This is a genomic window from Streptomyces sp. NPDC031132 (assembly GCF_055570595.1).
This window is the reverse complement of sequence record NZ_JBVIGX010000034.1, coordinates 17,877-27,118: the sequence shown is the minus strand read 5'-3', so window position 1 is coordinate 27,118 and position 9,242 is coordinate 17,877. Positions and strand designations below refer to the sequence as shown.

Annotated in this window: 10 protein-coding genes and 1 pseudogene; 5 read left to right on the top strand and 6 right to left on the bottom strand. The window is 69.6% G+C overall.

Going from position 1 to position 9,242, the window contains the following annotated elements; genetic code table 11:
• Window positions 1–106 precede the first annotated feature (106 nt).
• Window positions 107–229 carry a hypothetical protein gene (locus ACZ49B_RS32340; protein ID WP_468312863.1) on the bottom strand — a complete coding sequence of 41 codons (123 nt, stop codon included), beginning with the start codon at window positions 227–229 and terminating at the stop codon, window positions 107–109.
• A 177-nt stretch (window positions 230–406) separates the two neighbouring features.
• Between ACZ49B_RS32340 and ACZ49B_RS32335 the strand changes: the two genes are divergently transcribed.
• Both ACZ49B_RS32335 and ACZ49B_RS32330 read left to right on the top strand, forming a co-directional pair.
• The gene (locus ACZ49B_RS32335; RefSeq protein WP_468312860.1) at window positions 407–1,213 is read left to right on the top strand and encodes a hypothetical protein; all 807 of its coding nucleotides are present in this window, start codon (window positions 407–409) and stop codon (window positions 1,211–1,213) included.
• A gap of 354 nt (window positions 1,214–1,567) precedes the next feature.
• On the top strand, window positions 1,568–2,110 hold the full coding sequence (locus tag ACZ49B_RS32330; RefSeq protein ID WP_468312857.1) for an SMI1/KNR4 family protein: 543 nt from the start codon (window positions 1,568–1,570) through the stop codon (window positions 2,108–2,110).
• A 116-nt stretch (window positions 2,111–2,226) separates the two neighbouring features.
• On the opposite strand, the pseudogene ACZ49B_RS32325 reads toward ACZ49B_RS32330, so the two are convergent.
• Window positions 2,227–2,971, bottom strand: a pseudogene (locus ACZ49B_RS32325) (transposase).
• Window positions 2,972–3,132: 161 nt separating this feature from the next.
• Window positions 3,133–3,456: a DUF6221 family protein gene (locus ACZ49B_RS32320; protein ID WP_468312854.1), complete on the bottom strand. Its 324-nt coding sequence runs from the start codon at window positions 3,454–3,456 to the stop codon at window positions 3,133–3,135.
• Between the two features lie 349 nt (window positions 3,457–3,805).
• Between ACZ49B_RS32320 and ACZ49B_RS32315 the strand changes: the two genes are divergently transcribed.
• Window positions 3,806–5,377 (top strand): alpha/beta hydrolase, encoded by a 1,572-nt coding sequence (locus ACZ49B_RS32315; protein ID WP_468312852.1) that lies wholly within the window; start codon window positions 3,806–3,808, stop codon window positions 5,375–5,377.
• Window positions 5,378–5,388: 11 nt separating this feature from the next.
• Here the strand turns inward: ACZ49B_RS32315 and ACZ49B_RS32310 are convergent, their stop codons facing one another.
• The gene (locus ACZ49B_RS32310; protein WP_468312849.1) at window positions 5,389–5,526 is read right to left on the bottom strand and encodes a LuxR C-terminal-related transcriptional regulator; all 138 of its coding nucleotides are present in this window, start codon (window positions 5,524–5,526) and stop codon (window positions 5,389–5,391) included.
• Window positions 5,527–6,362: 836 nt separating this feature from the next.
• Here ACZ49B_RS32310 and ACZ49B_RS32305 point away from each other — a divergent pair.
• Window positions 6,363–6,857 carry a hypothetical protein gene (locus ACZ49B_RS32305; RefSeq protein ID WP_468312846.1) on the top strand — a complete coding sequence of 165 codons (495 nt, stop codon included), beginning with the start codon at window positions 6,363–6,365 and terminating at the stop codon, window positions 6,855–6,857.
• 359 nt (window positions 6,858–7,216) lie between these two features.
• Here the strand turns inward: ACZ49B_RS32305 and ACZ49B_RS32300 are convergent, their stop codons facing one another.
• Together ACZ49B_RS32300 and ACZ49B_RS32295 are read right to left on the bottom strand one after the other, a co-directional pair.
• Window positions 7,217–7,606 carry a hypothetical protein gene (locus ACZ49B_RS32300; protein ID WP_468312843.1) on the bottom strand — a complete coding sequence of 130 codons (390 nt, stop codon included), beginning with the start codon at window positions 7,604–7,606 and terminating at the stop codon, window positions 7,217–7,219.
• A gap of 182 nt (window positions 7,607–7,788) precedes the next feature.
• The gene (locus ACZ49B_RS32295; protein WP_468312840.1) at window positions 7,789–8,001 is read right to left on the bottom strand and encodes a hypothetical protein; all 213 of its coding nucleotides are present in this window, start codon (window positions 7,999–8,001) and stop codon (window positions 7,789–7,791) included.
• 830 nt (window positions 8,002–8,831) lie between these two features.
• Here ACZ49B_RS32295 and ACZ49B_RS32290 point away from each other — a divergent pair.
• Window positions 8,832–9,227 (top strand): Imm7 family immunity protein, encoded by a 396-nt coding sequence (locus tag ACZ49B_RS32290; RefSeq protein WP_468312837.1) that lies wholly within the window; start codon window positions 8,832–8,834, stop codon window positions 9,225–9,227.
• The last annotated feature ends 15 nt before the right edge of the window (window positions 9,228–9,242 follow it).

Sequence of the window (9,242 nt, the reverse complement as noted above, 5' to 3'; positions counted from 1 at the left end):
TGATATGCGAGGGGGCCGCGGCCGCCCCCCCCCCCCCCCCACCCCCCCTCCCCCCCCCCCCCCCCCCCCCCCCCCCCCCCCCCCCCCCCCGCGGTGGAAGCCGGGTTCACATCTCCACGGCCGGGACCGGGCGGCTCTCCGGCAGCGATGGCCGGCCCTCCTGCTCCACCTCGTCAAGCAGTCGCTCCAGCTGCCGGATCGCGCGGACGATGGTGGAGGCGACCAGCACCAACCGTCAGCGCGCGGGGCACACGGTCCCGACCGACTGGCCTGGCAGGTACACCGTCCTTCCCCCGCGAGTGAGGTCGTGATTGACGGTCTGGCAGATCTTCTTCACTGCTGCGGCCTGCTCTACGACCGGATGCCGGCCCCGACGTCGGCCCCGTCGGCCGGGGAGACGTCCTCGGTGACCTACCAGGTCCAGATCGACAAACGCAGGTCGAGCAGGGGCGGCAACGAATGGTGGCTCTCCGCGGAGAACATCACCGACTCCGGCGCCGACTCCCCCGGCCGGCTGATAACCCAGGCGCTCGGAGCCACCGCTGTCGCCCGCTCGTTGCCGCGCGGCGTGGCCACGCTCGCGCTGCGGGCCGGGCCGGACTGGGTCGAGGAGGCGCGGTTCCTGGTGGCCGAGGCCGCCCGGCACGGCCACCGCGACGCCGCCCGCCTCCTCGCCGGTGTCGCCCACCGCCGCCCCGCCAAGAAGCCCGGGGAGCCTGAGGAGCCTGAGGAGCCTGATGACAATGTCTACTTCGACGAGGTGCGTGCAGGGCTCGGCGTGGCCGAACGCCTCCTGCACCCCGATCCCGACGAGACCGCAGGGGGTGCCGTGGGCGGCGGGCAGCCGCGGTTGCACCTGGTGCGGGCCCCGGAGGTCCCCGAGTGCGGTCCCGCTCCGGATGAGTCCTCCGGCCCGACCGACGCCGCGCGGCGGCCGCACCTTGCAGCCCTGCCCGAGGGCGGCGGACTCCGTCTGCCGCTGCCGGACGGGGGCCGCGGCGGGAGTTACGGATGCTGTGTACGGTCCCCGGCTACGCGCGGGCTCCAGGGCCGGTGCCCACAGCAGACGGCGCATCAGAGCCCGCAGCGGAAGGGAGTCCAGAATGTGGCGCCCTGGGCCCTTGTGTCGCCCGGGGACCCCGCGTACGGATGCGCGCGACGCGCTGCTCGTAGTCCGGTCTCCGCTCCGCGCGTCTCCAGTTTCAACATCTGAGCGTCCCAGCACCGGCGGCGTGCTGTCGCCTCCACGCCGAGCCTTAGACGTCGTCTCATTCGGCGCTTTGGCGGTTGGCTTCACAGACGGGTTGTGGAGGGGTAGTAGGGCGGAGGGGCGGCAGCTCACCCGCGGCGGCGCTGCGCCTCGCGGACGAGCTGATCACGACAGGCGGGCAGTGTGGCTGCAGCAAGTGAGCTTTTTCAGAGTGGCCACTGACCGGGTGACTCGGGTCGAGTCAGGCTGAGGACCGCAACGCACAGGGCTCCCGCGCTGTTGAGGGAGGTGTTCGAACTACGGTAGGTGAGCCCGTCGAGTGGCATAGCGAATCCGTGCAGAGAGGGGCAGCGGGGAATGAGTGTGGTGGAGAGCTGGTCCCGCGTAATGAATCTCCTCCGGGAGCATGCTCCGGCCGATCACGCGGACCTTCCCGGCCCGGCCCCAGAGCGGATGCTCGCGGCCGCCGAGGAGCGCATGGGTGTCTCATTGCCTCAGGAACTGCGGACGTGGCTGCTGCAGAACAACCTGGATCTTCCCGAGGACGATGTGGACGACGACGTGGCCTGCTGCGGTTACGCCGGGTTCCCGGACGAGGGGAGCTTCTTTCTGGGCATCCGGGCGATGGAGAAGCTCTACGCGAATCACCCCTTGTCCGGTGGGGGCGAATGGCGCGAGGAGTGGATCCCGTTCCAGTCGGAACGGGACGGCTGGATGGGACAGTTCATCGACGCGAGGGACGGACGTATCGGCAGATGGTTCGTGGGTGCGCCCACGGTCACCGGCGAGTACGCGTCATTGGCTGACTACTTCGACTCCGTGGCGGAGATGCTGACGAGGATCGGTGCGGGGGACTATCCGGTCTGTTCCGTTGCCGAAGGTCGACTTGTCTGGTCGTGAGGCCCCGAGGCCGTGAACGGAAGTGCCCCCCGGAACCGAAGAACGGCCGGGGGGCACTGCTCATTGTCCGGTTACGGGGAGCGGTGAATCCGTCGAGGTCGACCCAGTGAGGATTTTCAGCGTTGATGCTCCAGAGCGAGGACGGCGGCGGCGATGGCCGTCATACGGTGGGGGCTGCACCGGGCTTTGCGGAAGATGCGCCAGGACTTGAGTCGCGCGACGCTTCGTTCGACGGGTGCCCGTGCCGCTGACAGGGCTCGGTTGATCGTCTGCTGGGTCGTGGTCAGGTCCCGGTTCGGGAGCCGTCGGTGTGGTCACCCAGGGGCCGGCCCCAATGTAGGCACGGTCGGCGAGGACGGGGACACCCTGGCGTTCGCAGATCCGGATGATGCGGTGGGTGCGGGCGGCGGTCAGGTCGTGGGTGCGGCCGGGCAGTGCGGGTGAGATCCACAGCAGATCGCCCGCGGGATCGGCCACGACCTGCACGTTCACTCCGTGACGGCGGTGCTTCTGGGAGAAGTCGGCCCGGCTGTCGCCGACACGGTCGCACTCGGCGAGCGTCCCGTGGAGCAGGACGTAGTCCGGATCGGCCTCGCGCAGGACCCGCAGGAGGCCGGGTGCCCGGCCGGACAGGTGCTGGACGACGGCCGTGGCGTAGGCGTGGGCGGCGTCGACGGATATGCCGAAGCCGGCGGCGATCTGCGCGAGCGTGTCGTGCCGGCGGAGGTAGACCAGGCCCACGAGGGCACGCTGATGGGGCGGCAGCTTGCAGCGGCGGCCACCCTCACGGGTGACGATGAGCATGGAAACCCGCTCGACCAGAGCATGAGGCAGGTCGAGTGCGGCAGGATGAGGAACCAACAGGGCTCCAGTACCGATGGGTTGAGACTTCGAACACCTCCCTCAACGGCGCGGGAGCCCTGTGCGTTGCGGTCCTCATCCTGACTCGGCCTGGGTCACTCGATCAGTGGCCACTCTGAAAGAGCTCAGTGTTTGGTGAGTCCTTAACGTCCGGCAATGATCTACTCGTCGTCAGGGGCCCACTTCTCGCGGTATCCCGGGCGATCGGAGTAGGCGGTCGCTGCGAGGACTCGTACTGTCCAGTCGCTGCGGAGGGCGTCTTGGTCCCCGAGGTCAGCGTGGTCCGGGTCGGCGTGGTCCGGGTCGCTCCAGGCGGCGAGCATGTCCCGGCGCATGGCAATGGTGCGGGCCGGCGCGTAAAGCGCGGATAGCGGGTTGTCGGCGGTGAGTCCTTCTGGCAGCCAGGCTTCGGGGGGTTGGCCTGCGACTGCCGCCTCGTCGGCGTCGATCTGCTCGTGCAGCCAGGTGATCAGTTCTGCGGTCATAGCCGGAATGATCCCCCCTGCCACTGACAGTGCACCTCTCGGGTGCCTTCCGTGGCACGTCCCAGGGACCTGGCGTATGCGGGTGTCGTTGTCAAGCGATCAGCTATGCCGCAATCGGGCGCCTGCAGATACGGGGCGGCGGTCGCCGTGTTCACTCCCCCAGGTCCTAACAGCGCAGCCCCGCCGACGGTCTCCTCCCGGAGGAGGAGGCCGGACCGGGCCGCAGGTCCCGGACCAGGGGATGGACGGGACCGGGGTCCTCGTGCCCTTGGGCGATGTGCCGTACCAGGCGGGTTCCTAGCCTCGGGGCATGCGATCACACGAAGCGCACGATGCTCAAGGAGACCCCGTGACCACTGTCAGCCCCGCCGCACGCCGCGCCTTGACCGTAGGCCTCACCCTCGCCGCCTGCCTCACGTCCTCCCCCGTCCTGGCCACGGCCGCCGAGACCCCCGCCCAGGACAGCTCCGGGGCCGGACTGGACCGGTACTACCGCCAGCACCTCGGCTGGGGCAGCTGCATCAAGGGCCCCGACGACACCACGGGCCGCGATCTGGACCAGGCAGGCGTGCAGTGCGCGGACGTGACCGTGCCCCTGGACTACGCCGCCCCCCGGGGGCGCGCTATCACCGTGGCGATCTCCCGACTCAAGGCCACCGACACCCGCCACCGCATCGGCGCGATCCTCCTCAACAACGGCGGTCCGGGCGGTCCCGCGCTCCAGTCCCCGCCGCAGGCCCGTGCGTCGATGAAGGAGGTCGGCGCGCGATACGACATCGTCGGCTTCGACCCGCGCTTCATCGGGCGCAGCACCACGCTGGACTGCGGCTTGCCCGTCGGCATGACCTGGCTGTCCGCCGGCACCGGCCGGGCGGGCTTCGACCGCCAGGTCGCCCTGCAGAAGAGCCTGGCCGACAAGTGCCGGGCCACCGACGCCACGGCGCTCCCGCACATCACCACCCGCAACACAGCCCGCGACATGGACGTCATCCGCGGCACCCTCGGCGAGCGGAAGATCTCCTTCCTGGGCTACTCGTACGGCACCTACCTGGGCACGGTCTATACGCAGATGTTCCCCGGCCGCCACGACCGGATGGTGCTGGACGGGGCGATCAACCCGAGCGACTACCGCCCCCGGCTGCTGAAGGGCACCGAGCGCGAGAACGAGAAGGCGCTGTCAGACTGGGCCGCCTGGGCCGCGGAGCACCACGACACCTACGGCCTCGGCCGCAGCCGCGCCGAGGTGCTCGCCGCCGTCGACCGCATCGTCGCGGCGGCCGCGCGCGGTCCGCTGACCATCGGCGCCGGAGCCGATGCCTTCCGGATCGACGACAGCCAGGTGCCGCTCCTCCTCTTCTCGGGCATCGCGGACGACACCACCCCGGCGCGGGCGTCGTTCGGCGAGCTGCTTTCCGTACTGGCCAAAGCCGCGGAGGGCCAGCCGACGACGGTGCCGCCAATGCTCGTCCCGGAGCTCCGGTACGTGCTGCGCGGTGAGGGCGAGCCCACCGGCGCGCAGTCCGCCGTCATCTGCGGGGACGTGGCCGCCGCGCGCGATCCCGAGCTCTACTGGCGGGACATCGAGCGCAACCGCATCGCCCACCCGCTGTTCGGCGCTCTGACCAACAACATCAACCCGTGCGCCTTCTGGGACTCGCCGCGCGAAGCGCCGACCCAGGTGCGGCACGATGCCCCTGCACTGATCGTCGCCGCCACCGGTGACCCGCGTACGACGTACAAGGGGAGCGTCGAGCTGCACAAGCAGCTGCCGAGCTCCAGGCTGGTCACCCTCGAGGGCGCCAACCGGCACGCCCTCTTCGGGCGCTACGGCAACGCGTGCGTGGACGACCAGGTCAACCGGTACCTGGCCACCGGCAAGCTGCCGGCGAGGGACCGGACCTGCCTCAAGCAGGCGGGGTAGTGGCCCACGGTTCACGTTCCTAGTGCGCGGGCCAGCGGCATTCTGCGGTTGTTCGTCGCGGTCTTGGTGAACAACGACTTGAGGTGGTCCTGCACGGTGTGCTCGGAGACGAACATCTGGCGGGCCACCGTGTCGGCCGACCAGGGCACGGTAGACGGTGGCCAGGGCGACGATCCCGCCCGGGGCGGTCAGCGCGTAGTCCGCCTGCACCAGAGCCACGCTCCCCGCGCGCCGGCCCAACAGGTGCAGGGGGACGCTGAGCAGCAGGCCCTCCACGCCGATCCGGTCCGATGGATCAACTGCGTGTCTCGTTATAGCCCTGCTGCTCGGGCTTGCGGCCTGGGGCGCATGGTGGGTCGTATCAGGGGCGACTGGCTCGCAGCCCCTGGACGAAGCCACACCGCGACCGCACCGAGCCCCTCCTCCTCGGCCAGACCCGCACCCAACTGGGGGCTGGAGAACCTGACAGAGGGAAACACGAGCAAGGACACGACGCTGGGACCGACATACACGACGAGACTCAACTGCGACTGAAGCAGGCGCATACGGCTTGCCGATGCGGCCAGAGGGCCCCGCCACATCAGGCTCCAGGGTGGCCGGCTGCTTCCAGCACGCGCCGCCGCGCCCGTCACTGCGTAGAACCTCTTCCCCGGCTATCGCGGAGAAAGAGGTGTCGTTTCCGAAGGGGGCTTGCCCACGGCCCCTGACCTGCACGAACGGAAGATCACCGAATTCGGGGGGTCCCACCTCCGGTCACACCTGCGGTCCCCCGCCTAGCGCCACCCTGCAGACAACTGTCCAGCCTCCTTCCGATGCAACCTTCATGCGGGTCGGGTGCGGCCGCCGGCCACCCATGCCGGGGCGGCTTGCCCAGGTCCGCTGAACGGGTGGAGGCCGGGCCTGTGGCGTGCCTGGGCCGCCGGGCAGCGGTTGTGGGTTCAGCGGACCGATCGGCCCAGGCACGGATCACGTCTGGAGGCGGAGCATGGGACGACACAAGCTGCACAAGCCGCGCGCGCCGCGCGGTGAGGGCGGGCAGCCGACGGAGTGGTTCGGCACCGCGTTCCACTCCGTCCTGGGGATGCTGCACCTGGACGTCCGCCGCTCCGGCAACGCCATCCTCATCACCTCCTCCCCTGCCGAGATCGACGGGGCTCCGGCCTCGTGGCAACTGCGTCTGCGCAACGACGACGAGAGCCAGGGCCTGACCGAGATGGGCGCGGCCCTGAAGGCCGGGCGCGGGCACGTCTACAGCGTGAGCGACGAGCCCGGTGCCCGGACCGTCCTGGCGTCCTCCCGAACCAAGACGAGGGTGTCGGCACGCTGGCGCGGGTTCATACCAGCGAAGGCCCGGGCGGTGACGTGTCTTCGAGCGGTCCGCGGAGCGGCCGATGGGGCTGTGGGCCGAGGCCTGGGAGAACCTCCTGCGGATCGTGCCGCGGCTCGGCCCGGACGCTCCGCCGGCGGACGGAGTCGATGACTGCTGCCATGCCCCGGCTGCTACCGGCCCGTCTCCGAGAGCTCTTCCACACACACCCTCATCGGCGCCGGACCGATGCCGCTGGTCGGACTCTGCAAGAGGCCGCCGTCACCGGCGCTGACCCGCAGCGCCTATGCGCGGTGTTCAACATCACTCTGGAGACCGGACTCCGCTACACCCGCTTCTTCCACCCCGACCCCATGGACAGCGACGACGTATCCGGCCGCACCATGGAGACGTCGTGACCGACCACCACGCTCACCTGCTCGCCGCCATCGTCGAGCTCGGCGGTGAGCTGGAGCTCCCAGCTACCCGTAACGGGCGCTTCAGGGGCGCGGTCATCCCAGAAGGCTGCGCGGTCAGCGCCGGCCGCCGCCGATGCGGCGGTCGTCGGCCAGTGCGGTAAGCGGGCCGAACTCGCGGGCAAGCTGGTTCCACGTCAGAACCTCGCCACAGCGGGCCGGGAACTCCTTCGGGTTGAACTCGGGCATGGTCCAGGTGCCAGTGACCCGGTCCCGCAGCCACAGGTCCCCGTCACCGTCGACCACAGTCGGCGGGACCGGTACGGGCTCGGCCTGATCGGTGGGCTCCCAGGTGACCCGGCCCGGGTGGGAAACGCGGCGCAGCTCGGTGGTGGCCAGCCGCGCGGTCAAGTCACGGGTGGACTCTTCGGCGTCCTTGACCGACGCGAGTCGGTATGCGTCGTCAAGTACGGGCAGGGCTGGATTCTTGCTGCGCTTTGAACTCATACGCTGACTACCTCCGGTGAGGGGCGGCACATCCGTTATGGCACCCCGTAGAGGAACACGGTATCCGAGGCGGGAGCCGGGCCGGCTACGACCACTGTCCAGATGGAGGCGCCTGGCACACGGGGCGGTGGGGCTAGGTGCTGAGCTGGTCCTGGACGTGGCGCAACCCGTGGTGGTAGCGCTCAGATATGGCGGTCCGGGTCTGAGAAGGTGGGGCCGCCGGGGGCGAGCGGACGTCGGGCCGGGGCGGGTGCGGGCTCGGGCTCGGTCTCGCCGGGCGGCTGGCGGAAGTAGGCGCCCTGCTCGACCGGCATCAGCCGGCGCCCACCCGCCTGGGCGGGTACGGGAGCGGGCTCGGAGAAGGCGGGCAGCGAGAGCGGTCGATGGTCGTTCATGATCCCTAGTCTCCCAGGTCCAGCCCTGCGGTTAGGGCCAGGCGGTGATCGCCGACCGAACCCACCCGCTCCACCCAGCCCCGCGGCCCCCACATCCCCTACTTCGACCACAATCGCGGCTGGATCCGCTACACCTTCATCCACCGCACCGTCGAACCTCAGATCATCATCGAAAACCTGTTCTGGCAGTAACCCGGCGGCACCCCGAGCCGAAGAGGGTGGCTTCGGGGGATGTAGCCAGCAGCGTGAGCCGGCCGGAGTCCATGAAGGCGTCGACGACCGGGCCGCGGCGACGCGCAGTCGCCAGGTGCGCAGCACCTCGTACAGGGAGTGAGGCTGAAGGTGTGACGGGCGTCCTCCAAGGCCTTGGCCAAGTCCCGCTCGAACGCCCGCACCCACGTCTCGGCGCGGCGGTCGGCCCGGAGCTGGGCAAAGAGTTCAGTCGGCGCCCCGGGAGCGGGCGCGTATGGGGCGGCGGGTGTGTGGTCGGCTGCGCGCTCATCAGCTGTCCTCCCGGCGGGCGCTCATGCACGCCCGCCGGCGCTGACGAGGCCTCTGCGAACCCCGAGGTGCTGGAACGGATCGTCGCGCGGTGCTCGGAAATGGGCGGCCACCAACTGGCCAAGCAACTAGTGACCTGAGTCGGAAGTTCTCTTCTAGATAGAACGTTCGAACCAAGCGAACCTTGCATGCTGGCAAGGAGGCCCGCCGCGACCGGAGGGCCCGGCGATCTACCAGAAAATCTCTGACTCACGTCACTAGGCAGTGTCCGGCGGATCATGCCGTGGTCGCGGCCGTCGAAATCCAGCTGACCTGCTTAGAATCGCGGTGTGTTCGAGTACCACGGCTGGATCACTGTCAGGGAGACCGCAGTTGGTGACGACGATGACGTCCGACTGCGGCAGGTCGTCGATGAGCTTCGGCTTCGCATCGCTCAGATGGCCAGTCCTTACCTCCTCGATCTCAGGTGGATGAACGGCGAGCCGTTCATCCACCTGGGAGGCAATTCCAATCACCGCTCGTCGCCAGATGTCGTCGGCCTGTTCGAACATGTCGCGAAGGTCGCCCCCGGCTCCTACGGCCTCCTGCATATGCGCGATGACGAGGACCCGGGCTATGAGAACGAGGTTCGCGTACTCAGGCTTGCTCGGGGCACGGTCACGCAGCACACGGAGGCGCTGCTGTCTCCGTCCATCCCGACGCTGGAAGACCCCTTCACTGTTTAGGTCTTGTTTGGCTGA

Excerpts from the sequence above, each read along its gene's own strand:
- ACZ49B_RS32305 (WP_468312846.1), top strand. The coding sequence starts at position 6,363 with ATGGGACGACACAAGCTGCACAAGCCGCGCGCGCCGCGCGGTGAGGGC.
- ACZ49B_RS32330 (WP_468312857.1), top strand. The coding sequence starts at position 1,568 with ATGAGTGTGGTGGAGAGCTGGTCCCGCGTAATGAATCTCCTCCGGGAG.
- ACZ49B_RS32320 (WP_468312854.1), bottom strand. The coding sequence starts at position 3,456 with ATGACCGCAGAACTGATCACCTGGCTGCACGAGCAGATCGACGCCGAC.
- ACZ49B_RS32295 (WP_468312840.1), bottom strand. The coding sequence starts at position 8,001 with ATGAACGACCATCGACCGCTCTCGCTGCCCGCCTTCTCCGAGCCCGCT.
- ACZ49B_RS32300 (WP_468312843.1), bottom strand. The coding sequence starts at position 7,606 with ATGAGTTCAAAGCGCAGCAAGAATCCAGCCCTGCCCGTACTTGACGAC.